The organism is Micromonospora sp. NPDC049151 (assembly GCF_040648395.1).
Lineage (GTDB): Bacteria > Actinomycetota > Actinomycetes > Mycobacteriales > Micromonosporaceae > Micromonospora.
On record NZ_JBEZDP010000026.1, the window covers coordinates 1 to 25,947 of the forward strand.

Sequence of the window (25,947 nt, forward strand, 5' to 3'; positions counted from 1 at the left end):
TGGCGCGACATGCCGCTGACCAAGGCCGCCCAGACCGTCCAGGTGTCGGCCTACCCCGACCACTACGCCCAGTGGGAACAGCAGGCCGCCGACCTGGTCGCCCAGCACTGGAACAAGTAAGACGAACAAACAGCGAAAGGCCGGCACCCCGAACCAACGGGGTGCCGGCCTTTTCGCGTACCGGGAAACAGCGTCAGGTGGCGCTGATCGTGCCGGTGGCCAGCAGGCAGATCACCAGGCTGCCCAGCGCCACCCGGTAGAGCACGAAGACGTACAGCGTGTGGTGGGCGACGTAGCGCAGCAGCCAGGCGATGGCCGCGTACCCGACGGCGAACGCGATGAGCGTCGCGATCACCATCTGCGCCACGCTCGGCGCGGCGGTGCCCGGCGCGGACGGCTCGAAGACGTCCGGCAGGCTGAACACGCCGGAGATCACGACTGCGGGGATGGCCAGCAGGAACGAGTAGCGGGCCGCGGTCTCCCGGGTGAGGTTGAGCAGCAGGCCCGCGGTCAGGGTGCCGCCCGAGCGGGAGACGCCGGGCACGAGCGCCGCCGCCTGGGCGAAGCCCATCACGACGCCGTCGCGCATCCGGAAGTTCTCCAGCGTACGGGTCTGCCGGCCCCAGTACTCCGCGAAGGCCAGCAGCATCGCGCCGATGATCAGGGTGCAGGAGATCAGCCAGAGGTTCCGGCCGGCGGTGCGGATCTGGTCCTTGAAGATCAGCCCGAAGATGCCGATCGGGATGGTGCCGACGATGACGTACCAGCCCATCCGGTAGTCGAGGCTGGACCGCACCGAGCGGTCGACAAGGCCGACGAACCAGGTCCGGACGATCCGCCAGATGTCCTTGGCGAAGTAGATCAGGACGGCGGCCTCGGTGCCGAGCTGGGTCACCGCGGTGAACGACGCGCCCGCGTCCCGGCCGAAGAACAGCGCCGAGGTGATCCGCAGGTGCCCCGAGGAGGACACCGGAAGGAACTCGGTCAGTCCCTGGACCAGGCCCAGGACGACGGCCTCGATCCAGGTCACTCGCCGACTCCGGACAGCTCCAGCGCCTCGGCGACGGTACGCAGGGTCTGCACCCCGCTCTCCCGGTCGGCCACGAACAGCGACACCGACAGCGTGGTCACGCCCGCGGCGGCGTACTCCCGCATCCGCTCGGCGATACGCTCCTTCGGGCCGAGCAGGGAGGTGCGGTCGATGAACTCCATCGGTACGGCGGCGGCCGCGTCGCGCTGCCGCTTGGCCAGGTAGAGGTCCTGCACCTCGCGGGCCGCGTCGCCGTAGCCCATCCGGGTGGCGAGCTGGTTGTAGAAGTTCTGCTTGCGGCTGCCCATGCCGCCGACGTACAGCGCGGCGTACCAGCGCACCAGCTCGGCGCAGGTGGCGATGTCGTCGCCGACCACGACCGGCACGGACGGCACCACGTCGAAGCCGGCCAGCTCCTTGCCCGCCGCCGCACGGCCGGTCCGCACCGAGGCGAGGTGCTCATCGGCGAACTCCGGGGAGTAGAACACGGCCAGCCAGCCGTCGGCGATCTCGCCGGCCAGCTCCAGGTTCTTCGGACCGACGGCGGCCAGGTAGATCGGGATGTGCTCGCGCGGCGGGTGGAAGCCCAGCCGCAGCGCCTTGCCGGGGCCGTCGGGCAGCGGCAGCGTGTAGTGCTCGCCGTCGTACGCGACCTCCTTGCGGGCCATCGCGAGCTTGACGATGTCGACGTACTCCCGGGTGCGGGCCAGCGGCTTGGCGAACCGCACGCCGTGCCAGCCCTCGGAGACCTGCGGGCCGGACACGCCCAGGCCGAGCCGGAACCGGCCGCCGGAGAGCGTGTCGATGGTCGCGGCGGTCATCGCGGTCATGGCCGGGGTACGGGCCGGGATCTGCATCACCGCGGAGCCCACGTCGATGCGCTCCGTCTGCCCGGCGATCCAGGCCAGCATGCTCGGCGAGTCCGAGCCGTACGCCTCCGCGGCCCAGACCACCGAGTAGCCGAGCCGGTCCGCCTCCTGGGCCAGCGCCAGGTGATCAAACGGTGTGCTCCACGCCGTCTGGTATCCGAGGTTGAGCCCGAGTCGCACTGATCCTCCCACCGTCCGCACCACAGGTCGCATCAGGTTACGCAATGAGCGTGGCGCCCTCGACGTCCGGCTCGCCCCGAACATGTCACACCGGGTGGAGGTCGCGCGGGAAGTTGACTGCGGCGAGGATATCCGTGACGCCGGGTTCGAAATAAGGTTCACCCATGCAACAGCGACCGCTCGGCCGAAGCGGGCTGGCGGTATCGCGGCTCGCGCTCGGCACCATGACCTGGGGACGGGACACCGATGCCGACGACGCGGCCGCCCAGCTGAAGAGTTTCCTCGACGCGGGCGGCAACCTCGTCGACACCGCCGACGTGTACGCCGACGGCGACGCCGAGTCGGTGATCGGCTCACTGCTGGGCAGCCTGGTGGACCGCGACGAGCTGCTGATCGCCACCAAGGCGGGCCTGCGGCCGGGCGCCCGCCGGCGGGACGGCTCGCGGGGGCACCTGCTGCGTACGCTCGACGCCTCGCTGCGCCGGCTCGGCACCGACCACGTCGACCTGTGGCAGGTGCACGGCTACGACCCGGACACCCCGCTGGAGGAGACGCTCTCGGCTCTGGACCACGCCGTGTCCAGCGGCAAGGCCCGCTACGTGGGCGTGTCGAACTTCTCCGGCTGGCAGACGGCCCGGGCCGCCGCCTGGCAGGCCGCCTGGCCGGGGCGTGCCCCGGTGGTCGCCGCGCAGGTGGAGTACTCGCTGCTGGAGCGCGGTGTGGAACGGGAGGTGCTGCCCGCCTGCGCCGGGATGGGGCTGGGCGTGCTGCCCTGGTCGCCGCTGGGCCGGGGCGTGCTCACCGGCAAGTACCGCAACGGCCGCCCGGCCGACTCACGGGCGGTGTCGCCGCACTTCGAGCGGTTCGTCGCGACGTACCTGGAACCGCGCTGCTCCAGCATCGTGGAGGCGGTCGCCATCGCGGCCGGTGGGCTCGGCGTGTCGCCGCTGGAGGTGGCGCTGGCCTGGGTGCGGGACCGGCCGGGCGTGACCGCGCCGATCCTTGGCGCCCGGACCGTCGGGCAGCTGCTCGGCGCGTTGCAGGTGGAGCGGATGACGCTGCCGGAGGAGATCGTCACGGCGCTGGACGACGTGTCGGCGGTGCCGGTGGGCTACCCGGAGCGCGACGGCTGAGCCGCGGGGGCGACCGGGGTCACCCGCAAGGGGTGGCGGAGGGTCCGCGAGCTGGGCAGCATAGGGGCATGGACTACGAATACGCGCCGCTGCGGTTGCCCTCGAACGTCGATCGGCTGACCGCCGCGGCGCAGCTGGCGATCCAGGCCGAGTTCTCCGGCTGGGAGCTGGCCCGGGTGCGGCTCTACCGGGACGGCACGCGGCAGGTGGTGCTGCGGCGCCGCCTGGTCAACCAGTCGCAGCCGGGCCTGTCGTACTGAGCAGGCCCGTCCCCGGGGCACGCGTGGCGCGGCCCCGGGGACGCGCACGGCCTAGTGGGCGTGGTCGTGCTCCTCGTCGAGCTCCATGAACGGGTGCTCGTCGAGCCGGCCGACCAGCCGGTCGTCGGCAGCAGGCTGGAACGGGCCGACCGGGTCGTCGTCGTCGAACGACTCCAGGTCGACGGGGGTGCCGACCTCGCTGACCATCACCACCCCGTCCAGCGGTTCCAGCTCCGGCACGTCGAGCGCGGACAGCGAACCGTCGCCGCTCTGCAGCAGCTCCAGCACCGCCTCGCCGACCCCCTCGACCGGCGCCGGCTCGTCGTCCTCCGGGGTGCCCTCGCGGCGGGCCGCCTCGGCCGCGCGCAGCAGCGCGGCGACGCTCGGCACCCGGTAGTCGCGCCGCTGCCGCACCGAGATCACCCGCGGGTGCGGGTCGGTGGGCTCGCCGCCCTCCACGGAGCCGAAGCGCTCGTCGGCCTCGTCCGGGTCGATCGACTCCACGTCCCAGGGCGTCACCTCGCCGAACGCGTCGAGCAGCTGCTCGTCGTAGGCGAACGAGGCGTTGTTCAACGCGACGTACGCCTGCCAGACGGCGTCGTCGTCGATCCGGCCCTGGGCGGCCCGGACGGCGGCCAGGTGGGCGCGGGCCGCGTCGATCACCCGCTCGAGGGCGGCGTCCAGCTCACCGTGCTGGTCGGTCATGTGTGGCAGTCCCTTCGCGATGGGGGGAGGTTCCGCGCCGGCGGCGCCGCGGCGGGCGCGGTCAGCAGGTACGGAGGAAGCGGTCCAGAACCCGCACGCCGAACTGTAGTCCGTCCAGCGGAACCCGCTCGTCGATGCCGTGGAACAGGCCGGAGAAATTGAGGTCGGCGGGCAGCCGCAGCGGCGCGAAACCGAAGCAGCGGATGCCGAGCTGGGAGAACGCCTTGGCGTCGGTGCCGCCGGAGAGCATGTACGGCACCGGGTGCGCGCCCGGGTCCTCGGCGCGCAGCGCCTCCGACATCCGTGCCACCAGGTCACCGTCGAACGTGGTCTCCAGGGCCGGCTGGCGCTGGACGTACTCGATGGCGATGTCCGGCCCGACCAGCTCGCGCAGCTGCCGTTCCAGTTCCTCGCTCTGCCCGGGCAGGCTGCGGCAGTCGATGGTGGCGGTGGCCCGGCCGGGGATGACGTTGTCCTTGTAGCCGGCGGCCAGCCGGGTCGGGTTGGCGGTGTTGCGGATGGTCGCGCCGATGATGTTGGCGATCGGGCCCAGCTTGGCGATCGCGGTCTCCGGGTCGTCCGGGTCGATCTCGATGCCGAGCACGTCGGAGACCTCGGCCAGGAACGCCCGTACGGTGTCGGTCATCACCACCGGGAAGCGGTGCCGGCCGATCCGGGCGACCGCCTCGGCCAGGGCGGTGACGGCGTTGTCGTCGTGCACCATCGAGCCGTGGCCGGGCCGCCCCTTGGCGTGCAGGCGCAGCCAGTCGATGCCCTTCTCGGCGGTCTCGATCAGGTAGAGGCGGCGCTGCTCGTCGACCGAGTAGGAGAAGCCGCCGACCTCGCCGATCGCCTCGGTGCAGCCGTCGAACAGGTCGCGGTGGCGCTGGGTGAGGAAGTGCGCGCCGTAGTCGCTGCCGGCCTCCTCGTCGGCGGTGAACGCGAGCACGACGTCGCGCCGCGGGCGTACGCCGGTGCGCTGCCAGTCGCGGACCACCGCCAGCACCATCGCGTCGAAGTCCTTCATGTCGATCGCGCCGCGGCCCCACAGGTAGCCGTCGCGGATCTCGCCGGAGAACGGGTGCACCGACCACTCGTCCGGGTCGGCGGGCACCACGTCGAGGTGGCCGTGCACCAGCAGCGCGTCGCGGCCGGGCTCGGTGCCGGGGATCCGGGCGACCAGGTTGGCCCGGCCGGGCGCGGACTCGTGGATCTCGGCGTCGACGCCGACCTCGGCGAGCTTCTCCGCGACGTACTCGGCGGCACGCCGCTCTCCCGCGCTGGTGTCGTTGTCGCCGGTGTTCGTGGTGTCGATGCGCAGCAGGTCACGGCAGAGGTCCACGACCTCGTCGGTGGCGTCGGGCCGGGCGGGGAGGGCGTCGCTCGTCATCGCTTCCTTATACCAGCAGGTGGGGTGGGCGCGGGCCGCCGGTGCTCCGGCGACGGTTTCGCGGACCGCCCGGCCGGGTACCGCCGGACCGCCCGGACATCGACTCCGGCCGTCACGAGGAGGGCACCATGACCGTCCCCCTGCCGCCGCTGCCGCCCGCCGCCGACGACGCGTACCGGCCGGGTGGGCGCAGCGTCGCCGACCTCGTGGACACCGAGCACCGGGCGCTGCTGGGGCTGGCCGACCGGGTGACCGACCCGGCACTGGACGCCGCCGCCCGGCGCGAGGTGCTCGACGTGCTGACCGCCGCGGTGTCCCGGCACCTGTCCGCCGAGGAGCAGTACCTGTTCCCGGCGGCCCGGGCCGCCATGCCGGACGCCACCGAGCTGGTCGAGCGGGAGATCGAGGCCGACGCGGGACTGCTGACCGCCCTCAAGCAGCTGTCCGGCGCCGACGACCCGGCGGTCGACGACGTGGCCGAGCGGGTACGCCGGCACGTCAGCCGCGTCGCCGCGCTGGTCACGCCGCTGCGCGAGGTGGCGAGCGACGCCGAGCTGATCCGGCTGGGCAACCGGTGGGAGATCGCCGAGGAGGCGGCACCGACCCGCCCGCACCCCGGCACGCCCGCCACCCCACCCTGGAACAAGATCGTCGAACCGGCCGTCGGGGTGCTCGACAAGGTGCGCGACGCGGTCACCGGACGGCGTACCCGGCTGAGTGACCTGGAGCACCGCCGCCAGGCGTGAGCCGATCGCCCCTTCCGCGCATCGGTTCGTGGTCCTACCGTCACGGTATGGATCTGGAGCTGCGACACCTGCGTGTGGTCTGCGCGATCGCGGAGACGGGAAGCGTCACCAAGGCCGCCTCGGCGCTCGGCCTGGCCCAGCCGGCGCTGACCGCCCAGCTTCAGCGGATCGAACGGGCGCTGGGCGGGCCGCTGTTCGAGCGGGACCGCCGCGGTGCCCGTCCCACCGCCCTGGGTGAGCTGGTGCTGGACCGGGCACGGGTGCTGCTGCCGGCGATGAAGGGCCTGCGGGACGAGGCGGCCCGGATGGCCGGTGCCGGTGATCCGCTGCGCCGCTACCGCTTCGGCGGGGTGAACAGCCCGATCCTCGGGCGGCTGGTGCACCGGCTCGCCGCCGACCGGCCGGACGCGCAGATCACCACGTACGGCTCCTGGTCGGTGGACGAGCTGGCGCAGATGGTGGCCGGTGGGCGGCTCGACTTCGCCCTGACCGGCGTGTGCGGCGACTCGACGCCGTCGGCGGGGTTCGGGCTGAGCTGGCGGGAGGTGGCGGTCGAGCCGGTCTGCGTGCTGCTGCCGCAGACCCACCCGCTGGCCGGCCGCGACGAGGTCGACCTGGTCGACCTGCGGCGGGAGCGGTGGGTGGCCGCGCCGGGCGACGGCTGCTTCGGCGACTGCTTCGCCGCCGCCTGCGCCCGTTCCGGCTTCACCCCGAAGAAGGTGTACGAGGCGGACGTGCGGGCCGCGCTGGACCTGGTGGACGCCGGTGAGGCGGTGGCGTTGTGCCAGGCCACGTTCCGTCCGGTGGCCGGGCTGGTCACCCGCCGGCTCGCCGGCACGCCGCTGCGCTGGCGGCTGCTGCTGGGCTGGCACCCGGACGTGCCGGCCGCCGCGGTGGCCGAGCCGGTGCTGGTGGCGGCGGTCGCGGCGTACACCGACGCGCTGGCGAACCATCCGGAGTACCTGGGCTGGTTGCTGGCGCACCCGGAGTTCGGCGTGCAGCCCAACGGCTCGGGCGGGGTGCGAATCGCCTGAACCCGGGTATCACCGGCGACATGACTGATCTGTATCCGGCCGCCGACCAGCGGGAGTTGCTGCGCCAGGCGGCCACCGCGCACACCACCGCCTCCGCCGAGGTGGAGGCGTTCCTGCGCCGGTTGCCGGAGGTGCCGGGCCCGGCCGACGTGACCGAGTACGCCAACCTGCTCAGCCGCGAGGAACGCGCCCACGCCGACCGGCAGGCCGCGGCGGACGCGGCCGGGCTGCGGCTGCCCAGCCTGGAGTCGGAGTAGCCGGTGACGCCCGGGCGGGTGGTCCGCCCGGGCGCCGCCGTACCGGCTCAGCGTTCGGCGAGCACGTCGTGTCCGAGGTCGAGCAGGGCGTGACGCCACTCGTCGTCGGCGTTGCCCCGGCGGGGCCGCTGCGCGGTCAGCTCCCGGATCCGGGTGATCGCCTCCCGCATCACCTCGATGTCCTCCGGCGTGAGGTCCACCTTGCGCTTGCGCAGCACGGCGAGGATCTGCCGGCCGGGCTCGGGCAGGTCGAGGTCAGGGTTCGGGCCGAACGCCTCCTCCCCCGAGCCCCGGGTGAGCAGCCACTGCCGCAGCGTCTCGGAGGACACGTTCACCTCGGCGTGGAAGTCGTCCCAGATCACCTCGGCCTCGGGGTCGAGTCGCGCCTCGCGTACCATCACGCCTCCTCTGCCGGCGGCGGCCCGGGTGCCGTCTCGCCCTCGTCCGGTGTGTGCTGCCTCAGGCCCTCCGGCGGCACCCGCACCCGGGACGGGTTCGCCGTCGGGGTCGCCTCGATCGGTTCGCCGGCCCCGGTGTCGTCGTCGGTGACTTCCTCGGGTTCGGTCATGTCCGCCCTCCGGTCCTTCGGTGACGGCCCGTCCCGGCCCGGCCGGGACGGGCCCCGCCCGGTCATCGGGGATGGGACGTGGTGGCCGGCCTGTAGCCCCGCTCACCTGCGGTGACGTCGAAGACCAGCTGGTCGTCGCGGGTGTCCACGGTGACCTTCTGCCCCGGGGAGACCTCGTTCTCCAGCAGCATCCGGGACAGCCGGTTGTCGACCTCGCGCTGGATCACCCGGCGCAGCGGGCGGGCGCCGAACTCGGGCTGGTAGCCGTGCTCGGCGAGCCAGTCGACGCCCGCGGTGCTGAAGTCGACCTGGATGTCCTGGGCGTGCATGCGGCGGCGGGTCTCCTCCAGCAGCAGCCCGGTGATCTGGCGCAGCTGCTCGGCCTCCAGCCGCTGGAAGACGATCACCTCGTCGATGCGGTTGAGGAACTCCGGGCGGAAGTTCTCCTGGAGCCGGCGCATCAGCCGCTCCCGCAGCTCGTCGCCCTCCCGCTCCCCGGGCGCGCCGGTGGCGAAGCCGACAGTGCGCTGGGTGCCGGTGATCAGCTCCGAGCCGAGGTTGCTGGTCATGATCAGCACGGTGTTCTTGAAGTTCACCGTACGGCCCTGGCTGTCGGTGAGCCGGCCGTCGTCGAGCACCTGGAGCAGGATGTTGAACACGTCCGGGTGCGCCTTCTCGATCTCGTCCAGCAGCACCACCGCGTACGGGCGGCGCCGTACCGCCTCGGTGAGCTGGCCGGCCTCCTCGTAGCCGACGTACCCGGGCGGTGCGCCGACCAGCCGGCTGACCGTGTGCCGCTCCTGGAACTCGCTCATGTCGACCCGGACCATCCGGTCCGCCTCGCCGAACAGCGCCTCGGCCAGCGCGCGGGCCAGCTCGGTCTTGCCGACGCCGGTCGGGCCGAGGAACAGGAAGCTGCCCATCGGCCGGTCCGGGTCGGCCAGCCCGGTACGGGACCGGCGTACCGCCTCGGCGACGGCGCTGACCGCGTCGTCCTGGCCGATCACCTTCTCGTGCAGGTGGCCCTCCAGGCGCAGCAGCCGGTCGCGTTCCTCCTCGGTGAGCTGGGTGACCGGGATGCCGGTGGCGCGGGAGACCACCTCGGCGATCTCCGTCGGACCGACCTCGGGCACGTGGTTGGGTCCCTCGTCGCCGCGGGCCCGGCGGACCTGGTCCTCCAACTCGGCGAGCCGGTCGCGCAGCGCGGAGGCGCGCTCGTACTGCTCGTCGGAGACCGCCTGCTCCTTGTCCCGGCGGGTCTCGTCGAGCTGCTGCTCCAGCTCACGCACGTCCTCGGCGGGCGTACGCGTGCGCAGCCGCACCCGTGCGCCGGCCTGGTCGATCAGGTCGATCGCCTTGTCCGGCAGAAACCGGTCGGTGATGTACCGGTCGGACAGCTCACCGGCGGCGACCAGCGCCTCGTCGGTGAACCGGACCTGGTGGTGCGCCTCGTACCTGTCGCGCAGGCCGCGCAGGATCGCGACGGTGTCCTCCACGCCCGGCTCGGGCACCAGCACCGGCTGGAACCGGCGGGCCAGCGCGGCGTCCTTCTCGATGCTGCGCCGGTACTCGTCGAGCGTGGTCGCGCCGATCACCCGCAGCTCGCCGCGCGCCAGGGCCGGCTTGAGCATGTTCGAGGCGTCCATCCCGCCCTCGCTGCCGGCGCCGCCCGCGCCGACCAGCGTGTGGATCTCGTCCAGGAAGATGATCAGCTCCTCACGGTGGGCGCGGATCTCGTCGATCACCTTCTTCAGCCGCTCCTCGAAGTCACCCCGGTAGCGGGTGCCGGCGACCAGGCCAGCCAGGTCGAGCTGGATCACCCGCTTGCCGATCAGCGTCTGCGGCACGTCGCCGTCGCAGATCCGCTCCGCAAGGCCCTCCACGATCGCGGTCTTGCCGACGCCGGCCTCACCGATCAGCACCGGGTTGTTCTTGGTACGCCGGGACAGGATCTCGACGGCCTGCTCGATCTCGTCGGCCCGGCCGATCACCGGGTCGATCTGGTCCATCCGGGCCAGCTCGGTGAGGTCCTGGCCGTACTGGTCGAGGGTGGGGGTGCCGTGATCGGGGCGCGGGGCGGTCGCCGCGCCGCGCTCGGCGCTGGCCGCCTGCAACGACTCGGGCTGGATCCGGCCCGCGGCGAGCATCCGGCCGGCCGGCGACTCGGGGTTCAGCGGCAGCGCCATCAGGATGTGCTCGGGACCGATGTAGTTGGCGCCCATCGCGCGGGACAGCTGGTGGGCGTCGAGCAGCGCCCGCTTCGCCGCCGGGGTCAGCGACAGGTTCGGCGGCACCTCGCCGCGCGGCGCGCCCTCGCCGCGGCCGCCCAGCGCGCCGAGCAGCGCGTCCGGGTCGGCGCCGGCCCGGCGGACCAGGTCGCGCAGCGGCTCCCGCTGCAACGCCGCCCAGAGCAGGTGGTCGGTGTCCAGGTCGTTGCTGTGCTTCTGGGCGGCGCGGCGGGCCGCGTCGGCGAGCATCTCCCGGGCGTCGGCGGTCATCAGGCGGGTGATGTCGACCCGGTGCGCCGGCCGGCGTCCCCCCTCGCCCCGGCCGAAGTATCGGGCCAGGAACTCGTCCCAGGGGTCGTTGCCGAAGTCGCCCGGTCCCATCATCATCGTCCTCCGCAGTCAGTCGGCACGACCGGCGCCCGGCACGCGCGGCACGGTCGGCGGTGGCTACCCGGCGGTCGGCGCGACAAACGCGACCGGATGGCAGGCTGGGGGGCATGGAGAGCAGAGCGCTGCTGGTGGTGGACGGCGCGAACGTGGTGGGTTCGCGCCCGGACGGCTGGTGGCGGGACCGGGCCGGCGCGGCGGCCCGGCTGCGCGACGCGCTGGCGCCGGTCGGCCAGGCTGGCGTGCCGCCGGAGCTGCCGCCACCGGTGCAGGTGGTGCTGGTGGTGGAGGGCGCGGCCCGGCACACACCGCCCGCGCCCGGCGTGGAGGTGGTGTCCGCGCCCGGCTCCGGCGACGACACGGTGGTCGAGCTGGTCGCCGCCGCGCCGGACCGGCGGCGGGTGGTGGTCACGGCCGACCGCGAACTGCGCGAGCGGGTCACCGCGCTCGGCGCGGAGGTGCGCGGCCCGCGCTGGCTGGGCCGTTGGTCCCGCCGATGGGACCGGCGACGGGACCGCGGGATGCCGCCCGGCCGGATCTTCACGCACGTCAGGGCGGCAACCGGACACGCGGGTCGTCACGCCGCGAGGGTGGATGTTCGTCCACCCGTTCCGATGGGTTGTAATGGAGATCTCTTTCGCCCCCAGGAGGTCCCCGTGGCGAGCGTTGCCGAGCTGAAGGCAGCCATCGATGTCGCTCTCCAGCAGATCGGTGACGGCCAGACAGCGGTGCAGGCAGCCGGCGAGAAGCTGGCCGAGGCGCAGCAGACGCTGGCCGGCGCGCTGGAGGGCAGCGGGCACGAGACGGTCGAGGCGGCGCAGGCCTCGCTGACACAGGCCGGTCAGGAGCTGGAGGAGTGCCTGGCCGCGACACTCGTCGCGGTGGAGCAGGCACAGCTCTACGTCGCGACGCTCTGAGGCCCGGCCGTGTCCATCGTCGAGGACATCGGCGCGCAGGTCCGTGCCGCCGCCGAGGAACTGCCGCTGGCGCAGCTCGCCGTCGCGCTGGAGAAGCTCGGTCAGGCGCAGGAGCGGCTGCGCTGGGTGCGCCAGGAGTCGTCCGACCCGATGGGGGTGCCGGAGCTGTCCTCGGCCACCGAGCACGCCGAGACCGCCGGTTACGCGCTGCGCGTGGCACAGGAGCAGCTCACCGCGTACCTGGCCGCGATCGGGCTGGCCCCCGACGGCGCGCGCCCGGCGCCGCCGGGCGAGGCGCGGCCGAAGCACGACACGCCGCGCGGCCAGGAACCGCCCGCGCCCGGCCCGGCCGCCGAGCCGGGTGAGCAACCGGCGGTACGGCGCTGGTGGGCGGTGCGGGTGGCGGAGCTGACCGGCGGCCGGGATCCGGCGGCGGACGAGCCGGACGAGCGCGTCGGGGACGCCCACGAGTTGCTGCGCCGGGTGGCCGCCGGGGTCCGCTCCGGCGACCGGGACCGGCTGCACCGCGAGCTGCGCCGGGCACACGCCGACGTGGGGCTGGGGCTGGCCGCGATCACCCCGCCGCTGCTGCGCGAGCTGGCCGGTGAGCTGCTCGGCCATCCGCCTCGCGCGGACGACCTGCCCCGGCTGCGCGGCGCGCTGGACTCGCGGGTCCGTGACCTGCTGCCCGGGCTGCCGCCGCCGGTGCTGGACACGCTGCTGACCCGGGTCTGCCGGATGCCCCCGCCGCGCCGCGCCGACGACGCGGAGCAGCCGCACGCGGCCGACCCGGCGGTCACCGCCGGCGTGCTCACCGGCGTGCTGCTCGACCGGCTCGGCCGGGACCTGCCCAAGGACACCGACGAACCGGAGCCGCCCCGTGCCTGACGTCCGCGCTCAACTGGTGACGCGGGTCCGGGGGATGCTCTCCGAGGCCCTGGGCGCCACCCGTACCCGCCTCACCGCCGCCGAGGCCGAGCTGGCCGCCGGGCGGGAGCGGCTGGCCCGTACCCGCCGGGCCGCGGCGGCGGTGCCCGCCCGGGTGGGCGCCGCGCGCGACCGGCGCCTGGCCGAGATCGACGCCCGGCACACCGCCCGCCTGGCCGAGCTGGCCCGGCGGGCCGCCGCCGCGGCGCAGCGGGAGGCGCCCGGCGCGGCCTCCGCGCCCTGGGACCGCTGGCAGGCCACGCCCGCCGGACGGTCCGAGCCGCCGGGCGCGTCGCGCATCGGCACGGTACGCCTCGACGGGGCCGAACCGGTGCCGGCGCTGGTTCCGCTGCTGGACGCCGGGCACGCGCACCTGGCCGGCGGCGATCGGGACGGCCTCGCGGCGGTGGTGCCGGCGCTGCTGCTGCGCTCGGTCGGGCGGGCCGACCCGGGCGCGGTACGGCTGTACGGATACGACCCGGAACACCTGGGCGGCGGCCTGGCCGGGTTCGCGCCGCTGGGCACTGCCGGGCTGCTCACGTTCGTCGGGCCGGGCGGGCTGGGCCGGCTGCTTGACGACCTGGTGGAGCAGATCCGCCGGATCAACGCCACGGTGCTCGCCGGTGAGTACGGCTCGCTGCGTGAGCTGGCCGCCGCCACCGGACGCCGCCCGGAGCCGTGGCGGGTGGCGGTGCTGCTCGGCGGCGACGAGCTGTCCCGGCACGAGCGCGGCCAGCTCGACCGGGTGGTACGCACCGGCGCGGCGTGCGGCGTGCACCTGGTGGTCCGCGGCATCGAACTGCCCGGTGACCCGACGGTCACCCGGATCACGGTGGAGCCGGACGACGCCCGTATCGGCGGGCTGCCGGTGGTGCTCGACGCGCCGCCGCCGCCCGCCCTGGTCACCGAGACGTGCCGCACCGTGGCGTCCCGGGTGGCCGCCGGCCCGCCGCCGACACCGTTCACCGACCTGCTCCCGCCGCCGGAGGAGTACTGGCGGGAGGACTCGGCGCACGGGCTCACCGCGCCGGTCGGCGAGGGCCCGCACGGGCGGCAGGTGCTGCTCACCCTCGGCGACTACCCGCCGCACGCGTTGATCGGCGGCCCGTCGGGCACCGGCAAGACCAACCTGATCTTCGCCTGGATCGGCGCGCTCGCCGCCCGCTACTCCCCCGCCGAGCTGGAGTTCTATCTGCTGGACTTCAAGGAGGGCGTGTCCTTCGCCCGGTTCGCGCAGGGCCGGCGCGATCCGAGCTGGCTGCCGCACATGCGGCTGGTCGGCATCAACGTCAACACCGACCGGGAGTTCGGCCTGGCGCTGCTGCGCTTCCTCGCCGAGGAGCTGCGCCGCCGCGCCGACGCGGCGAAGAAGCACGAGGTCACCAAGCTGGCCGAGTTGCGCGCGGTGGACCCGGACGGGCACTGGCCGCGCATCGTGGCGGTGGTCGACGAGTTCCAGGCGCTGCTGGCCGGCCGGGACGTGGTCGCCCGGGAGGCCGCCGACCTGCTGGAGGACCTGGCCCGGCGGGGGCGGTCGCAGGGCATCCACCTGGTGCTCGCGTCGCAGGACGTGCGCGGCATCGAGGCGCTGTGGGGACGGCCCGCGCTCGTCGCCCAGTTCACGCTGCGGATCGCGCTGCCCAAGGCGCTGCGCATCCTGGCCGAGCGCAACGACGCCGCGCAGTCGCTGCCCCGCCACCACGCGGTGATCAACGCCGAGTCGGGCCTGGCCGAGGGGAACGAGGTGGCCCGGATCCCGTCGGCCAGCGACTGGGAGACGTGGAGCGAACTTCAGCACCGGCTGTGGCGGATGCGCCCGCAGGACGCGGCGCCGGCCCGGCTGTTCGACGGCGAGGCGATCCCGAAGCTCGCCGACGCGCCGGACTTCCGCGCGCTGAGCGCGCCGGAGCAGGGCGTGCCGCGCAGCCCGGTGGCGCTGCTCGGCGAGATCATCGACGTGCAGTCCCGCTCGGCGGCGCTGCGGCTGCCCCGCGCGCCGGGCCGCAATCTGGCCGTGCTGGGCACCCGGGTGGACGAGGCGTGCGCGGTGCTCGACGCCGCCGCCCGCTCGCTGGCCCGGCAGTACCGGCGCGGCACCGCCCGGTTCTCCATCGCCTGCCTGGACCCGGACGCCGACCCGGCCGCCCGTGCCCTGTACGAGGACCTGGAAGGCGACGCCTCCTGGTACGACGAGGAGACCGTGCCGGAGCTGATGGCCGAGGTGGGCGACGGGCTGGGCGCGCCGGGTGCGGCGCGTACCCCGCACTTCCTGCTGCTGTACGCGGTGGACGCGGCGGCCGCGGCGCTGGCCGGCAAGGCCGGTACGCGCACCGGGCTGGAGCAGCTGCGCCGGATCCTGCACGACGGGCCGGAACGGCGTACGCACGTGCTGGCGTGGTGGCGTGGCGTGGCCCGGATGCGCGTCGACCTGGGCGGCGCGGGCGCGCGCACGGACCAGATCGGCGCCTGGGTGGCGCTGGACGTGCAGGGCGGCGAGCTGGGCTCCTCGCTCTATCCGGGCAGCGGCGGCCCGGACTGGTATCCCCGGCCGTGGCGCGGTCTCTACTTCGACCGGGCGGTGCACCGCACCGGACAGGTGATCATCCCTTATGGTCCCTCCCGATGAACGAACCGGTTGCCAGTGAGACGTACAGCGCGCAGATCCGCCGGCTCGCCGAGCTGACCGCCCGGGTGACCGCTCAGCGGGCCGAGGCGCACACCTGGTACGCCGAGCAGGTGGCCGCCGCCGACCTGGCGGTGGCGCGGGCCGACGAGCAGGTCCGGCAGGCCGAGGAGGAGGTGGCCGAGGCGGCCCGGCTGGTGGAGCGCGTCGACGGCGAGGTCGCTCACCTGTGGACGCAGCTGCGGGCCCGGCTGGGCGTGAGCGCCCGGCGGCTGGGTGACCCGCCCGGCCCGGTCCGCAGCGCCGCCGGTGATCCGGTGCCGCTGCTGCGCGCGGTCCGGGAGTTGCTGGAGCGCACCGGGGCGCCGGGCGAACTGCCCGGCTCGGTGAACCCGCTGCTGATCGCGTGCGGGATCGGCGGCGCGCTGGTGGCGTACGCGCTGGGGGTGGGTGCGCGGGCGCTGGGCGCCGGGTCCAGCGGCGACCTGGCGGTGGGCCTGCCGGTGCTGGCGCTGGTGGTGACGCTGCTCGGCCCGGTGATCGGGCTGGCGCCGGCCCGGCTGCTGGCCGACCGGCGGCACGCGGTGCTGACCCCGCGCCCGATGATCCTGGTGGCCGCCTCGGGTCTGGTGACGACCCTGCTCCTGCTGACGGCGACATACGCCCGCTGACCCCCGGCCGGCCCCGCCGCGTCGATCATGAGGTTGGCGGCGCGACACGCCGTCGCGCCGCCGGTCAACCTCATGATCGCGCCCGTCAGGCGGGGACCAGGACCGCTTCCTTGAGCAGGCGGCGGGCCAGCACCAGGCGATCGGCGTCGTCGTCCAGGCCGGGCAGGTCGCCGACCCGCGTCACCTCGCCGGTGAGCAGCGCGCGCAGCGCCGCCTCGCAGGTGCCGGGCAGGGTGAGCGTCCGGTCCGGCACCCGCAGCGTGATCCGGCCGTCGGCGGCCGGGGCGAGCTGCCAGCGCAGGCCGCCGCGCGCCGTGACCTCGCTGTCCGGCGTCAGCCGGGCCAGCGCCCGCGCCTGGGCCAGCGGCCGGATCGGCGCCGGTCGGGACGCCGGCCAGACCCGGGCCCGCAGCCGACCGGCCACCGCCGCCGGGTCGGCCCGCAGCAGCCAGTCGCGCAGCGCCTCGACGGTCTCGGTCAGCTCCGGCTCGACCGCGTCCGGGTCGGCCAGGTCGAGCCCGAACGGCAGGCTCGCGCGCAGCCGCGCGTCCTCGGCGGCGAGCGCGAGCAGTTCCTCGACCACCGCGTACCGGGTCAGCGCCCGGATGCCCACTGTCAGGTGCAGCGAGCTGGACTCCTGCGCCTGGGCGCTGTGCAGCCAGCCGCGCGGCAGGTAGAGCGCGTCGCCCGGCTCGAGCACCACGTCCAGCTCGGGGCGTCCTTCGGCGGTGGCGGAGACCTCGTCGGCCCGGCCGCCCCAGGGCTGGCGCTCCAGCGGGTCGGCCAGCACCGGCGGGTGGATCCGCCAGTGCTTGCGCCCGTCCACCTGGAGCACGAACACGTCGTGGGTGTCGTAGTGGGTGGCGAAGCCCTGACTGCCGGCCGGGGTCAGGTAGGCGTTCACCTGCAACGGCTGGGCCAGCGCGGTGCCCAGGTCGCGGGTGAAGTCGACGATCGCCGGCCAGGTGCGGTGCAGGCCCTGCAGCACCAGCGTCGCGCCGTCGGCGTACAGCGCCAGCACCTTCTCGTCGAGGACCTGGTCGCCGATCTCGGCGCCCGCGCCACCGCCGCCGGTGAACCGCGCCGCCGGCACGAGCTGGCCGTCCTTGGCGACCCGCAGGAACGGGGTACGCAGGCCGCGGCGGCTGAGCAGCTCGTCGGCGTCGGCGGGGCTGAGCAGGTCGGTGAAGCCGTGCGGGTTGGGCAGTTCGGCGGCGCGGGACAGCAGCGGGCTGCGCCCCCAGTGGTCGGCGGCGAACTTCGCCGGATCCACCGCCACGCACCGGGCCAGCGCCTCGGACGCGGAGAACGCAACCGCCGGGCGGCCGTGGCCACCCGGCGGGTCGACGTGCGTGGTGCTCATGTGTCAGGCGCTGCCGTCGGCGCCGCCGTCGTGCTGACCCGGCGTCGCTCCGCCGTCGGCCGGGCCCTCGGCGCCGCCGTCCGCGCCACCGTCGTGCTGACCCGGGGTCGCACCGCCGTCAGCGGGACCCTCCGCGCCGCCGTCCGCGCCACCGTCGTGCTGACCCGGGGTCGCACCGCCGTCGGCCGGGCCCTCCAGGCCGCTGCCGCCGCTGCTCTGGATGTCGTCGTCGTTCAATGCCATGGGTGCTCCCTCGGTGTGCCGCCCCGCGTCGTGCCGGGGTCCGTGTGCAGCGGGTGGTACCCCACGCCCGATCTTCTCTAACCACACCGTAGACGCCCGGACGCCGTCGTACGGACGGTTCGCGGGGCAAGCGGCCGGGAGGGCCGGATGCCAGGATGGCGGGAGGACGACAGGCGAGGAGACGCACGTGACGCAGCCGGAACCGCTCACCCCGCTGACCGAGGACTGGCAGCGGGCGCTGGCAGTGGTGGCCCACCCCGACGACCTGGAGTTCGGCGCCGCAGCCGCTGTGGCGCGCTGGACCGGGCAGGGCAAGGAGGTCGTGTACTGCCTGCTCACCAGCGGCGAGGCGGGCATCGACGGGATGACGCCGGAGCGCGCCCGGGTGGTGCGCGAGGAGGAGCAGCGCGCCTCCGCCGCGGTGGTCGGGGTGTCCGTCGTCGAGTTCCTCGGCCTGCCCGACGGGCTGCTGGAGTACGGCGTGCCGCTGCGCCGGGCCATCGCCGCCGTGGTGCGCCGGCACCGGCCGGACGTGGTGCTGACGAACAACTTCCGGGAGACCTGGGACGGGGCGTACGCGCTGAACCAGGCCGACCACATCGCCTGCGGCCGGGCCACGCTGGACGCGGTCCGCGACGCCGGCAACCGGTGGATCTTCCCGGAGCAGCTCACCGACGGCGTCCAGCCGTGGTCGCGGGTCCGCGAGGTGTGGGCGGCCGGGTCGCCGGTGGCCCGGCACGGGGTGGACGTGACCGACACGTTCGACAAGGGTGTCGCCTCGCTGCGGGCGCACGGGGCGTACCTGAGCGGGCTCGGCGACGGCGGCTTCGACGCCGAGGAGTTCCTGGAGGGCATGGCCCGGCCGGCCGGCAGCCGGCTCGGCGCGCGGTTCGGCGCCACGTTCGAGGTCTTCCCGATCAACCTCCAGTAGGGCGCGGCGATGTTCCTGGTCGGCACGCCGGCGGCCCGCCCCGCCGAGGGGACGGGCCGGTCCGGGTGCCGGTCAGGGAATGAGCTGACGCAGGTCCTGCGGCAGGGTGGCCTTCACGTCCTGCCACTCCCCCTGCGTGACGTGCCGGCGCAACGTGTCCAGCACGACCTGCGCCACCCGCTGCGCGCCGCCCTCGACGTCGTACGGGAAGCCCTGGCGCACCTCGTACAGGAAGTCGTCGCGGTTGAGCTTGATCGGCACGTTCTCCGGCTGCCAGCCGTCGAAGTAGATCCCGCGCACCAGCACCGGCAACTGCTGGGCGAACTCGGCGCTCTCCCGCACCGGCAGCCGGTCGCGCAGCAGGTGCAGCACGGTACGCAACGCGGCGTAGGACTGGTTGCGCCGTTCCTTCGGCCAGCCGTACGCGGACTCGATCTCCTTGAGGATCACGTTCGTCTTGTCCAGCGAGGACTCGAACGCGGACAACAACTGCTCGGCCATCGGGATCACCCCCGTGCGTCGGTCTCCCAGCGTCGGTCGTCGGCGCGGCGCGGCGGGCCGCTGGGGCCCCGCCACAGCCGGGTCGGACTGAACCGGCCGGGCCGCTCGCCCCGCCGGGGTGCCTCGGAGCCGCCGATCACGTGCAGTACGCCACCGCGGCGCCGGTCCGCCACCACCCGTACCGTCATGACCCACCTCCTCGTCGCGGCGCCTTTGGCGGCGCCACTGTCCATGCTGCGGCGGGGGCGGGTGAGCGGGCCTCACCCGGATCGGGTGAGACGCTCAGGCGTCCAGCAGGCCGGCGAGCGTGGCGGCGTTGCGCTGCGCGTAGTCCCGGTAGCAGTTGTTCATCAGGACGTGCGTCTGCTCGGCGTCGCCGGCCAGCTCGCGCAGTTTCGGCGCCCAGTCGCGCAGTTCCCGCTTCGAGTAGTCGTAGCCGAACTTCTCGTGGATGTCCTTGCTGGTCCACTTGTCGCTGTGGCCGTGGAAGCGGACCACCGCGAGGTCGGCGGTGGCCGCGAGCACCGGCGGGACGGACGACTTGTGCCCCTGCGGCATGTCCACGCAGACGAACGGCAGGTCGTGCTCGCGCAGGAAACCGAGCGTCTCCTCGGCGTTGTCGCCGTCGAACCAGGAGGCGTGGCGGAACTCGAAGACCGGGCGCAGCGGCGCGCACCGCCGGGCCACCTCCAGCAGGTACTGCTTGTTGTCCCGCTTGATGGTGAACCAGGGCGGGAACTGGAACAGCAACGCGCCCAGCTTGCCCGCGTCGACCAGCGGGTCGAGGGCGGACAGGAACCGGGTCCAGACCTCCTCGTACGCCTGCGCGGGCAGGTCGCCGGGGTAGACGTTGCGCTTGCCGGTCTCCGGGCGCAGGTCCTTGTAGAGTGCGGAGACGCGGGTGGGGTGGCCGGTCAGCAGGCTGAACGCCTTGACGTTGAAGGTGAACCCGGCCGGTGTGCGTTCGGCCCACAGCCGGGCGGTCCGCTCGGCGGGCGGCGAGTAGTAGGTGGCGTCCACCTCGACCAGCGGGAACTGCCGGGCGTAGTAGGCCAGTCGTTTCTCCGGCGTGTCGGCGCTCGCCGGGTACCAGCCGGAGTCGAGCAGCGTCCGGTCGGTCCACGAGGCGGTGCCCACCCTGATCTCACCCATCGCGGGAGTTCACCGCGCAGCAGGACCGACCGGCAACCGGAACGGCGTTCAGGCCGCCCGCCGCTCCCGGGTCTGCTTGCAGGCCACGCAGGAGGTGGCGGACGGGAAGATCTCCAGCCGTTCCACCGGGATCGGGGCGGTGCAGCCCTCGCAGAAGCCGTAGGTGCCCTCGTCCAGGCGGGTCAGCGCGTGCTCGAACTGGGCCCGCCGGTCCAGGATGGTGCGCAGCAGCGACTGCGCGGTGTCCCGCTCGGCGGTCTTGGTGCCGCTGTCGGCCTGGTCGTCGCCGGCGGTGTCGCCGACCTCCACCAGCCGCAGCACCTGGCTCTGCGCCATGGTGTGCTCGTACTCGGCGGTCAGCTCGTCGTACCGCGACCGCAGGGACTGCCGGATCTGGTCGACCTCCGCCTGGGAGCGGCCGGTGGCTGTCGTGTCGTGGACGAGCATCGCTGCCTGCCTTTCCTACGTCCTCATACCGGACCGGGGCGGCCAGCGCCCCGGATCCGGTCCGACTGTGGATGCGCGGGCGACGAGATCACCCGTGCTCTGTGAGCCGGGCGATTACCCGTCCCCTCAGCGGACCAAACCGCCTGTTTCCTGAGTGTTTCCCGTGAGTCGGTAGGGGCTGGTCAGGCGGGTTCGACCAGGGCCGGGCGGCGCGGGTCGTCGGCCCGGACCACCACGTCGGCGAAGGACGCCGGGTCGACCTCGCCGGCGTAGCGGGCGAACGCGGGCAGGGTCCAGCGCAGCGCGGCGTCGGTACGCCTTTCCAGCGCCGCCGGGGAGAGCACGAGGTGGACGGTGAGGTCGAACGGCAGCGTGCCGCCGAGCAGCAGCGCGCCGCTGACCAGGACCACCCCGCCGGGCGGCAGTTCGACGTACGCGGCGCGGCTGGCCCGGTCGGCGGCGGTGTCCCACAGCGACGGCAGCAGCCGGCCCGAGCCGTCCGGACCGGCCGGGTCGAGCACCTCGCGGCGCAGTCCCGGTTCGTCGAGCCAGCTCTCGTAGTACGCGTCCGGGTTGGTGCGGCCGTGTTCCAGGCGTACCGAGGCCGGGCGCAGGAAGTCGCCGGCGCGGACGTGCAGCACGGGCCGGCCGGCGGCGCGCAGCGGGTCGACGAGCGCTCCGGCGAGCGCGTCCGGCCCGGCGGCGGGCGGGCCGTCCACGGCGACCCGCAGCCGGCCGGGTGTCCCGGTGCGGGCGAGACGCTCGGCCAGCTCGCTGACGAGCCGGTCGGGGCTGATCGGGCGGACGCGCATCGGACCATCGTGCCGCGCGGGCGGGCGGGTCACCACATGATCTGCTCCGGGCGGTCGGGGCTCCGTCCGGCGGCGATCGGCGGGTGGTGTCCCCGGTGTCAGCCGGTGCGGTCGATGGTGACGCGGGCGTCGTCGGCGAGCCGGTAGCCGACGCCGTAGACGGTGGTGACGAGCGGGACGTCCACACCGACCTTGCCGCGCAGCCGGCGCACGTGCACGTCGACGGTGCGGACGCCGGCGTGCTCGTACCCCCAGACCGCGTTGAGGAGTTGCAGCCGGGTGAACACCCGGCGCGGGTGGGCGACCAGGTGCAGCAGCAGGTCGAACTCCAGGCGGGTCAGCGGCAGCGGCTCGCCGTCGCGCAGCACCGACCGGGACGACGCGAGGATGTGCAGGGCCGGGATGGTCGGGGCGAGCGGACGCGCGGGGGCGCGGCCGGCCGGGACGCCGTCGGGCCGGCGCTCGGCCGGAACCGTGGCCGCGCTGACCACCGCGTCACCGTGTTCGAGCATCTCGCGGGCGGCGTCGAGCAGCCGGCGGGCGGCTGGGGTCAGCGACTCCTCGCACGCCAGGGGGATGGAGAGGGTGACGGTGAGCATGGGCGCGGCGGTGTTCGCGGGACGACGCTGGCCGCCGGGGGGCCGACCGGGGACCGCGGGTTGGGACGTATGCCATCCGGCGCGCGACGAGGCGGGGCTGACCGACATGGTCCTCCTTGGGCTGGTCCGGGTATCTCCCCACGGCCCGGGACGCCGCTGCATCGATGCTTCCCGGCGTCTCCGCGAGGGTCAAGGGGCGGCTGCGTTGCGTGAATGTGACATTTGACGAACACATCGGAGCCGCGTGCTCGCTCTGCGTGCGAGGCCCGTTGATTACAGCAGAGCGCCGGATCGCCTCTGGTAGGGGGGTCTGCCCCGGGGTTCACAATGCCGGATGCGTCGGCGAGGTCAACGCGGCGCACCCGGGATCCGGGTGCGCCGCGTGCCGGCCGGGCCGGGCTCAGGCGTCGCGGTCCACCGTGATCGCGGCGTCGTCGGCGAGGCGGTAGCCCACGCCGTACACGGTGGTCACCAGCGGCGTGTCCGGCCCGAACTTGGCCCGCAGCCGGCGGACGTGCACGTCCACCGTGCGCGCCACCGCGTGCTCGTAGCCCCAGACGTTGGCGAGGAGTTGCAGGCGGGTGAACACCCGGCGCGGGTGTTCGGCGAGGAACAGCAGCAGGTCGTACTCGATGCGGGTGAGCATGACCTCGGTGCCACCGTGCCGGACCCGCCGGGTGCCGGTGAGGATGCGCACGCCGCCGGGGGCGAGCGCCGGCGCCTCGCCGCGGCGCAGGTCGAGCACGGTACGGCCGGCCGGGCCGTCGGGAGCGGCCAGTCCCTCGCCGGTGGCGGCGAGTTCGTCGAGCAGGTCGACCAGGCGCGCGAGGCCCGGCGTCAGCGGCCCGGCGCCGAGGTCGAGCGTGATGGTGAGCGTCGGTGCGGTACGCGGCCGGGGCGGCCCGGCCCGGTCGGGGCGGCCCGAGCGGGCCGGACGGGTGGTGAGGGCGACGACGGACATGGGAGCCTCCTGTGCGGGCGGTCGCCCCGCCCCGCCGGTCGTGGCGGGACGGTCAGCGGAGCGCCCCGCCGGCGGTGACCGGGGGCGCGGCGGACGAGGGTCGGGTCGGCGGGGTGGGACCGAGGGTGGGCAGGCCGGCGATCTGCCAGGCGGCGAAGCCGCCGACGACGTCGGTGGCCCGGCGCAGGCCGATGTCCTGGAGCGCGGCGGCGGCCAGCGACGAGGTGTAGCCCTCCTGGCAGAGCACGATCACCGGGACGTCGTAGCCGGTCGCCTGCGGCAGCCGGGCCGCGCAGCGCGGGTCGAAGCGCCACTCCAGCACGTTGCGTTCGACGACGAGCGCGCCGGGCACGGTGCCCTGCGCGGCACGCTGGGCGGCGGGGCGGATGTCCACCAGCAGCGCGCCGCCCCGGCACGCCAGGTGGGCCCGCTCCGGGTCGAGGCGGCGCAGGCGGGCCCGGGCGGCGGCGAGGATCTCGTCGATGCCGCGCGAGCCGGGCGGTGGGACCGGACAGCGCTCGGTGCGGGTGGGGGTCTGCGCCATCGGGGCGTCCTTCCGTTCGTCGGGGTTGCGGGGTGTCACCAGGCCACGCCGGCGTGGGCCACCTCGGCGACCCGGAGCCGGCCGGCGACGAGGTGGTAGCGGGTCATCCGGGTCAGCGCCGGCCGGTACACGTGCACGCTGACGGCGGGCGCGTCGCCGTGATTGGTGACCTGGTGCACGTGCCGTACGCCGAAGCGCCGGCCGGCTCCGGCGGCGAGCCGGTGCGGGCGCAGCCGGCCGCCGCCGACCGTCTCCTCGGTGAGCACGCCGGCCACGACCAGGAACGCGCCCGCGCAGCCGCCGTGGTCGTGCAGGTCGGTGCCCTGCCCGGGCAGCCAGCTCAACGCCCACACCTCGTGCTCGTCGTCGGCGTCCAGCCGGGCGTACCAGCGGTCGGACGCCTCGAACCGCAGCGGCACCGGCCAGGCGTGCGGGTCGGCCCAGCGGGCGGCGACGGCGAGCAGGTCGGCGGGAGCGGTGCTGGTCATCGGCGGTGCGTCCTCACGGTGCGGAGCGGATGTACCCGCACAGCTTAGACGGTAAAGCCTATCGGTTTAGTAGGTAATACCAGATGTTGGGACGCCGGTCGCGCTCAGCGGAGGACCGGCGGATCCACCTTGTAACCCGGCACCGACGGCCAGCGGACGGTGAGCACCGTGGACTCCCGCTCGGCGTACCAGGAGTGGTCCACGCCTCGCCCCCACACCACGTAGTCACCGGGCGCGCGCAGCACCACCGTCCGGTCCGGCAACTCGATCCGGAACGCGCCGCTGATCAGCACCAGCAGGGCGGTACGCCGCTCACCGGTGGCCCACCGGGACCGGGTCTCCCCCGCCGGGTGCAGGCCCCACTTCACCTCGACGTCGGTGCTGTGCCGCACGTCCCCGGCCGGCTTGAAGTGGCCCAGCAGCCAGCCCGCGTCGGTCGCGCCGTCCACCGCCGCGTTGCCCACGTACACCCGATCGTCCATGCCCGCGCCTCCCGTGCCCGGCTGGCGAAGCTACCAGGCGCGTCCGGCCGCGACGCCATAGCCTGGGCGGATGCCCGACGAACTCGACGACGAGACCATCGCCTTCGCCCACCGGATGTTCGACCTGGCCCGGGCCGGCGCCACCGAGGAGCTGGCCGCCAACGTGGACGCCGGGCTGCCGGTCAACCTCACCAACGCCAAGGGCGACACGCTGCTGATCCTCGCCGCGTACCACGCCCACCCGGAGACGGTGGCCGCGCTGCTGGCCCGGGGTGCCGACCCGGCCCGGGTCAACGACAGGGGACAGACCGCGCTCGCCGCGGCCGTGTTCCGGCGCCAGGAGGCGGCGGTCCGCGCGCTGCTCGACGCCGGCGCCGACCCGGACCACGGCGGCCCGTCCGCCGTCGAGACCGCGCGGTTCTTCGAGCTGCCCGACATGCTGGCGCTGCTCGGCCGCGCGTGACCGGCGAGCGGTATACAGGGACCGTGGACGATCCCGTACCCGAGCAGATGCGCACCGCCGCGACGGCGTTCCTGGCCGCGCTGGACGAACCGGCCCGCCATGCCGCCCGGCACGCCCTCGACGACGAGCCGGCCCGCCGGTGGCTGGAGTACCGGCCCCGGCCACGGCCCGGCGTCACGCTCGCCGGCCTGGACGTCACCGCCCGCAAGGCGGCGCACCGGCTGCTCGCCACCGCGCTCAGCCCGGCCGCGTACGCGCAGGCCATGAGCGTGATGGCCCTCGAAGAGGTGCTGGACCGGGCGGAGGACTGGCGGCGCGGCCGGCACAGCGGCGACTACTGGGTGTCCGTCTTCGGCGACCCGGCCCGCGACGACAGCTGGGGCTGGCGGTTCGAGGGACACCACCTGTCGGTGAGCATGACGGTCGCCGACGACCGCGTCTCCCCCGCGCCGATCTTCCTGGGCGCCAACCCGGCCACCGTCCGGCACGCCGGCCGCCCGGTCACCCGGCCGCTGGGCCCGGAGGAGGACCTGGCCCGCGAGCTGCTCGACGCGCTCGGTCCCGGCGGCCGGTCCGCCGCGATCATCGCCGCGGAGGCGCCCGCCGACATCATCAGCGCCACCCGGGCCACCGCACCGGACCGGCTCGACCCGCTCGGCGTACCCCGGGGGCGGCTGCGGCCGACCGGCCGGGCGCTGCTCGACCGGCTGGTCGCGCTCTACCTGGACCGGCTGCCGCCCGAGCTGGCGGCCCGGGAGGCCGACCGGCTCGGCGGCGGCGAGCTGCACTTCGCCTGGGCCGGCCCGGTCGAGCCGGGCCGGCGGCACTACTACCGGGTGCAGGGCGAGGACCTGCTGATCGAGTACGACAACACCACAGACGACGGCAACCACGCGCACACCGTCCTGCGCCGCCCGGCCGGTGACTTCGGCGCCGACGTGCTGGCCGCGCACCACGCCGTGGCCCACCGGCCCGGCGGGCCTCGATGAGGGAGACGCGACGAACGCTCCCCCGGCGCTGATCCGCCCGTCCGGGC

The 25,947-nt window shown here is 74.7% G+C and carries 30 protein-coding genes and 2 pseudogenes; 13 read left to right on the forward strand and 19 right to left on the reverse strand.

Features of this window, described 5'->3' with window-relative positions; all coding sequences use genetic code 11:
• Nucleotides 1-193: 193 nt before the first annotated feature.
• Complete coding sequence (locus AB0B20_RS24755; RefSeq protein ID WP_252453980.1) at nt 194-1,030, reverse strand: undecaprenyl-diphosphate phosphatase; 837 nt, start codon at nt 1,028-1,030, stop codon at nt 194-196.
• Nucleotides 1,027-2,079, reverse strand: a complete 1,053-nt coding sequence (locus AB0B20_RS24760) for an LLM class F420-dependent oxidoreductase (RefSeq protein ID WP_357384237.1) — start codon at nt 2,077-2,079, stop codon at nt 1,027-1,029. The genes AB0B20_RS24755 and AB0B20_RS24760 overlap by 4 nt, the downstream gene beginning before the upstream one ends.
• A 164-nt stretch (nt 2,080-2,243) precedes the next feature.
• Here AB0B20_RS24760 and AB0B20_RS24765 point away from each other — a divergent pair, with 164 nt between their 5' ends.
• Complete coding sequence (locus AB0B20_RS24765) at nt 2,244-3,212, forward strand: aldo/keto reductase (RefSeq protein ID WP_357384235.1); 969 nt, start codon at nt 2,244-2,246, stop codon at nt 3,210-3,212.
• Between the two features lie 68 nt (nt 3,213-3,280).
• Nucleotides 3,281-3,472 (forward strand): DUF5703 family protein, encoded by a 192-nt coding sequence (locus AB0B20_RS24770; RefSeq protein WP_030274256.1) that lies wholly within the window; start codon nt 3,281-3,283, stop codon nt 3,470-3,472.
• A 51-nt stretch (nt 3,473-3,523) separates the two neighbouring features.
• Here the strand turns inward: AB0B20_RS24770 and AB0B20_RS24775 are convergent, their stop codons facing one another.
• Both AB0B20_RS24775 and AB0B20_RS24780 read right to left on the reverse strand, forming a co-directional pair.
• On the reverse strand, nt 3,524-4,177 hold the full coding sequence (locus AB0B20_RS24775; protein WP_357384233.1) for a hypothetical protein: 654 nt from the start codon (nt 4,175-4,177) through the stop codon (nt 3,524-3,526).
• Nucleotides 4,178-4,238: 61 nt separating this feature from the next.
• Entirely contained in the window at nt 4,239-5,567 is a 1,329-nt protein-coding gene (locus AB0B20_RS24780) for a M20/M25/M40 family metallo-hydrolase (RefSeq protein WP_357384231.1), read from the reverse strand.
• Nucleotides 5,568-5,695: 128 nt separating this feature from the next.
• On the opposite strand from AB0B20_RS24780, the gene AB0B20_RS24785 reads away from it, so the two are divergent.
• Genes AB0B20_RS24785 through AB0B20_RS24795 form a run of 3 tightly spaced genes read left to right on the forward strand, consistent with a single transcriptional unit; the run spans nt 5,696 to nt 7,604 of the window.
• The gene (locus tag AB0B20_RS24785) at nt 5,696-6,313 is read left to right on the forward strand and encodes a hemerythrin domain-containing protein (protein WP_357384229.1); all 618 of its coding nucleotides are present in this window, start codon (nt 5,696-5,698) and stop codon (nt 6,311-6,313) included.
• Nucleotides 6,314-6,360: 47 nt separating this feature from the next.
• A complete protein-coding gene (locus AB0B20_RS24790; RefSeq protein WP_357384227.1) occupies nt 6,361-7,347 on the forward strand; it encodes a LysR family transcriptional regulator in 987 nt (328 codons plus the stop codon).
• 20 nt (nt 7,348-7,367) lie between these two features.
• Nucleotides 7,368-7,604, forward strand: a complete 237-nt coding sequence (locus AB0B20_RS24795; RefSeq protein WP_357473852.1) for a hypothetical protein — start codon at nt 7,368-7,370, stop codon at nt 7,602-7,604.
• A 47-nt stretch (nt 7,605-7,651) separates the two neighbouring features.
• On the opposite strand, the gene AB0B20_RS24800 is transcribed toward AB0B20_RS24795, so the two are convergent.
• The 3 genes from AB0B20_RS24800 to AB0B20_RS24810 form a co-directional block, all read right to left on the reverse strand.
• Nucleotides 7,652-8,002 carry a DUF3140 domain-containing protein gene (locus tag AB0B20_RS24800; RefSeq protein WP_357384223.1) on the reverse strand — a complete coding sequence of 117 codons (351 nt, stop codon included), beginning with the start codon at nt 8,000-8,002 and terminating at the stop codon, nt 7,652-7,654.
• Nucleotides 8,002-8,172 (reverse strand): hypothetical protein, encoded by a 171-nt coding sequence (locus AB0B20_RS24805; protein ID WP_357384221.1) that lies wholly within the window; start codon nt 8,170-8,172, stop codon nt 8,002-8,004. The genes AB0B20_RS24800 and AB0B20_RS24805 overlap by 1 nt, the downstream gene beginning before the upstream one ends.
• A gap of 62 nt (nt 8,173-8,234) precedes the next feature.
• Nucleotides 8,235-10,784: an ATP-dependent Clp protease ATP-binding subunit gene (locus AB0B20_RS24810; protein WP_357473952.1), complete on the reverse strand. Its 2,550-nt coding sequence runs from the start codon at nt 10,782-10,784 to the stop codon at nt 8,235-8,237.
• Nucleotides 10,785-10,897: 113 nt separating this feature from the next.
• Here AB0B20_RS24810 and AB0B20_RS24815 point away from each other — a divergent pair.
• From AB0B20_RS24815 to AB0B20_RS24835, 5 genes and pseudogenes are all read left to right on the forward strand, one after another.
• A pseudogene (locus AB0B20_RS24815) lies at nt 10,898-11,266 on the forward strand (hypothetical protein); the annotation flags it as partial.
• A 177-nt stretch (nt 11,267-11,443) separates the two neighbouring features.
• Nucleotides 11,444-11,704, forward strand: coding sequence for a hypothetical protein (locus tag AB0B20_RS24820; protein ID WP_013286060.1), 261 nt, complete (start codon nt 11,444-11,446; stop codon nt 11,702-11,704).
• 9 nt (nt 11,705-11,713) lie between these two features.
• Nucleotides 11,714-12,592, forward strand: a complete 879-nt coding sequence (locus AB0B20_RS24825) for a hypothetical protein (RefSeq protein ID WP_357384217.1) — start codon at nt 11,714-11,716, stop codon at nt 12,590-12,592.
• On the forward strand, nt 12,585-15,257 hold the full coding sequence (locus AB0B20_RS24830) for an FtsK/SpoIIIE domain-containing protein (protein ID WP_357473855.1): 2,673 nt from the start codon (nt 12,585-12,587) through the stop codon (nt 15,255-15,257). Before AB0B20_RS24825 ends, AB0B20_RS24830 begins: the two co-directional genes overlap by 8 nt.
• A complete protein-coding gene (locus AB0B20_RS24835; RefSeq protein ID WP_357473858.1) occupies nt 15,254-15,925 on the forward strand; it encodes a hypothetical protein in 672 nt (223 codons plus the stop codon). Before AB0B20_RS24830 ends, AB0B20_RS24835 begins: the two co-directional genes overlap by 4 nt.
• A gap of 85 nt (nt 15,926-16,010) precedes the next feature.
• On the opposite strand, the gene AB0B20_RS24840 is transcribed toward AB0B20_RS24835, so the two are convergent.
• Nucleotides 16,011-17,288 (reverse strand): cupin domain-containing protein, encoded by a 1,278-nt coding sequence (locus tag AB0B20_RS24840; RefSeq protein WP_357473861.1) that lies wholly within the window; start codon nt 17,286-17,288, stop codon nt 16,011-16,013.
• 6 nt (nt 17,289-17,294) lie between these two features.
• Nucleotides 17,295-17,531, reverse strand: a pseudogene (locus tag AB0B20_RS24845) (hypothetical protein); the annotation flags it as partial.
• A 187-nt stretch (nt 17,532-17,718) separates the two neighbouring features.
• Between AB0B20_RS24845 and AB0B20_RS24850 the strand changes: the two are divergent.
• Nucleotides 17,719-18,462, forward strand: coding sequence for a PIG-L deacetylase family protein (locus tag AB0B20_RS24850; protein ID WP_357384208.1), 744 nt, complete (start codon nt 17,719-17,721; stop codon nt 18,460-18,462).
• Between the two features lie 72 nt (nt 18,463-18,534).
• Here the strand turns inward: AB0B20_RS24850 and AB0B20_RS24855 are convergent, their stop codons facing one another.
• The 10 genes from AB0B20_RS24855 to AB0B20_RS24900 form a co-directional block, all read right to left on the reverse strand.
• Complete coding sequence (locus AB0B20_RS24855) at nt 18,535-18,963, reverse strand: DUF2267 domain-containing protein (RefSeq protein ID WP_357384206.1); 429 nt, start codon at nt 18,961-18,963, stop codon at nt 18,535-18,537.
• A gap of 5 nt (nt 18,964-18,968) precedes the next feature.
• A complete protein-coding gene (locus tag AB0B20_RS24860) occupies nt 18,969-19,151 on the reverse strand; it encodes a hypothetical protein (protein ID WP_357384204.1) in 183 nt (60 codons plus the stop codon).
• Between the two features lie 94 nt (nt 19,152-19,245).
• Nucleotides 19,246-20,115, reverse strand: a complete 870-nt coding sequence (locus tag AB0B20_RS24865) for a DUF72 domain-containing protein (RefSeq protein ID WP_357384202.1) — start codon at nt 20,113-20,115, stop codon at nt 19,246-19,248.
• A gap of 48 nt (nt 20,116-20,163) precedes the next feature.
• Entirely contained in the window at nt 20,164-20,562 is a 399-nt protein-coding gene (locus tag AB0B20_RS24870) for a TraR/DksA C4-type zinc finger protein (protein ID WP_269706492.1), read from the reverse strand.
• A gap of 182 nt (nt 20,563-20,744) precedes the next feature.
• Nucleotides 20,745-21,374, reverse strand: coding sequence for a uridine kinase (locus AB0B20_RS24875; RefSeq protein WP_357473864.1), 630 nt, complete (start codon nt 21,372-21,374; stop codon nt 20,745-20,747).
• Nucleotides 21,375-21,472: 98 nt separating this feature from the next.
• Nucleotides 21,473-22,081, reverse strand: coding sequence for a winged helix-turn-helix domain-containing protein (locus tag AB0B20_RS24880; RefSeq protein ID WP_357384197.1), 609 nt, complete (start codon nt 22,079-22,081; stop codon nt 21,473-21,475).
• A 292-nt stretch (nt 22,082-22,373) separates the two neighbouring features.
• The gene (locus tag AB0B20_RS24885; protein WP_357473867.1) at nt 22,374-22,934 is read right to left on the reverse strand and encodes a winged helix-turn-helix domain-containing protein; all 561 of its coding nucleotides are present in this window, start codon (nt 22,932-22,934) and stop codon (nt 22,374-22,376) included.
• Between the two features lie 52 nt (nt 22,935-22,986).
• Entirely contained in the window at nt 22,987-23,478 is a 492-nt protein-coding gene (locus tag AB0B20_RS24890) for a rhodanese-like domain-containing protein (protein ID WP_357473870.1), read from the reverse strand.
• A 35-nt stretch (nt 23,479-23,513) separates the two neighbouring features.
• On the reverse strand, nt 23,514-23,966 hold the full coding sequence (locus tag AB0B20_RS24895) for a cysteine dioxygenase family protein (RefSeq protein WP_357473873.1): 453 nt from the start codon (nt 23,964-23,966) through the stop codon (nt 23,514-23,516).
• A gap of 104 nt (nt 23,967-24,070) precedes the next feature.
• Nucleotides 24,071-24,448 carry a signal peptidase I gene (locus AB0B20_RS24900; protein ID WP_357473876.1) on the reverse strand — a complete coding sequence of 126 codons (378 nt, stop codon included), beginning with the start codon at nt 24,446-24,448 and terminating at the stop codon, nt 24,071-24,073.
• Nucleotides 24,449-24,518: 70 nt separating this feature from the next.
• Here AB0B20_RS24900 and AB0B20_RS24905 point away from each other — a divergent pair, with 70 nt between their 5' ends.
• Nucleotides 24,519-24,911 (forward strand): ankyrin repeat domain-containing protein, encoded by a 393-nt coding sequence (locus AB0B20_RS24905; protein ID WP_357384188.1) that lies wholly within the window; start codon nt 24,519-24,521, stop codon nt 24,909-24,911.
• A 23-nt stretch (nt 24,912-24,934) separates the two neighbouring features.
• Nucleotides 24,935-25,900 carry a DUF3500 domain-containing protein gene (locus tag AB0B20_RS24910; RefSeq protein ID WP_357384186.1) on the forward strand — a complete coding sequence of 322 codons (966 nt, stop codon included), beginning with the start codon at nt 24,935-24,937 and terminating at the stop codon, nt 25,898-25,900.
• Nucleotides 25,901-25,947: the final 47 nt, after the last annotated feature.

What these genes read in the sequence shown, in the direction of transcription:
- AB0B20_RS24865 (WP_357384202.1), bottom strand. Translation starts at nt 20,115, where the DNA reads ATGGGTGAGATCAGGGTGGGCACCGCCTCGTGGACCGACCGGACGCTG.
- AB0B20_RS24840 (WP_357473861.1), bottom strand. Translation starts at nt 17,288, where the DNA reads ATGAGCACCACGCACGTCGACCCGCCGGGTGGCCACGGCCGCCCGGCG.
- AB0B20_RS24890 (WP_357473870.1), bottom strand. Translation starts at nt 23,478, where the DNA reads ATGGCGCAGACCCCCACCCGCACCGAGCGCTGTCCGGTCCCACCGCCC.
- AB0B20_RS24795 (WP_357473852.1), top strand. Translation starts at nt 7,368, where the DNA reads ATGACTGATCTGTATCCGGCCGCCGACCAGCGGGAGTTGCTGCGCCAG.
- AB0B20_RS24855 (WP_357384206.1), bottom strand. Translation starts at nt 18,963, where the DNA reads ATGGCCGAGCAGTTGTTGTCCGCGTTCGAGTCCTCGCTGGACAAGACG.
- AB0B20_RS24765 (WP_357384235.1), top strand. Translation starts at nt 2,244, where the DNA reads ATGCAACAGCGACCGCTCGGCCGAAGCGGGCTGGCGGTATCGCGGCTC.
- AB0B20_RS24895 (WP_357473873.1), bottom strand. Translation starts at nt 23,966, where the DNA reads ATGACCAGCACCGCTCCCGCCGACCTGCTCGCCGTCGCCGCCCGCTGG.
- AB0B20_RS24900 (WP_357473876.1), bottom strand. Translation starts at nt 24,448, where the DNA reads ATGGACGATCGGGTGTACGTGGGCAACGCGGCGGTGGACGGCGCGACC.
- AB0B20_RS24860 (WP_357384204.1), bottom strand. Translation starts at nt 19,151, where the DNA reads ATGACGGTACGGGTGGTGGCGGACCGGCGCCGCGGTGGCGTACTGCAC.
- AB0B20_RS24800 (WP_357384223.1), bottom strand. Translation starts at nt 8,002, where the DNA reads ATGGTACGCGAGGCGCGACTCGACCCCGAGGCCGAGGTGATCTGGGAC.
- AB0B20_RS24775 (WP_357384233.1), bottom strand. Translation starts at nt 4,177, where the DNA reads ATGACCGACCAGCACGGTGAGCTGGACGCCGCCCTCGAGCGGGTGATC.
- AB0B20_RS24770 (WP_030274256.1), top strand. Translation starts at nt 3,281, where the DNA reads ATGGACTACGAATACGCGCCGCTGCGGTTGCCCTCGAACGTCGATCGG.
- AB0B20_RS24805 (WP_357384221.1), bottom strand. Translation starts at nt 8,172, where the DNA reads ATGACCGAACCCGAGGAAGTCACCGACGACGACACCGGGGCCGGCGAA.
- AB0B20_RS24785 (WP_357384229.1), top strand. Translation starts at nt 5,696, where the DNA reads ATGACCGTCCCCCTGCCGCCGCTGCCGCCCGCCGCCGACGACGCGTAC.
- AB0B20_RS24875 (WP_357473864.1), bottom strand. Translation starts at nt 21,374, where the DNA reads ATGCGCGTCCGCCCGATCAGCCCCGACCGGCTCGTCAGCGAGCTGGCC.
- AB0B20_RS24880 (WP_357384197.1), bottom strand. Translation starts at nt 22,081, where the DNA reads ATGTCGGTCAGCCCCGCCTCGTCGCGCGCCGGATGGCATACGTCCCAA.
- AB0B20_RS24905 (WP_357384188.1), top strand. Translation starts at nt 24,519, where the DNA reads ATGCCCGACGAACTCGACGACGAGACCATCGCCTTCGCCCACCGGATG.
- AB0B20_RS24810 (WP_357473952.1), bottom strand. Translation starts at nt 10,784, where the DNA reads ATGATGGGACCGGGCGACTTCGGCAACGACCCCTGGGACGAGTTCCTG.
- AB0B20_RS24835 (WP_357473858.1), top strand. Translation starts at nt 15,254, where the DNA reads ATGAACGAACCGGTTGCCAGTGAGACGTACAGCGCGCAGATCCGCCGG.
- AB0B20_RS24780 (WP_357384231.1), bottom strand. Translation starts at nt 5,567, where the DNA reads ATGACGAGCGACGCCCTCCCCGCCCGGCCCGACGCCACCGACGAGGTC.
- AB0B20_RS24885 (WP_357473867.1), bottom strand. Translation starts at nt 22,934, where the DNA reads ATGTCCGTCGTCGCCCTCACCACCCGTCCGGCCCGCTCGGGCCGCCCC.
- AB0B20_RS24870 (WP_269706492.1), bottom strand. Translation starts at nt 20,562, where the DNA reads ATGCTCGTCCACGACACGACAGCCACCGGCCGCTCCCAGGCGGAGGTC.
- AB0B20_RS24790 (WP_357384227.1), top strand. Translation starts at nt 6,361, where the DNA reads ATGGATCTGGAGCTGCGACACCTGCGTGTGGTCTGCGCGATCGCGGAG.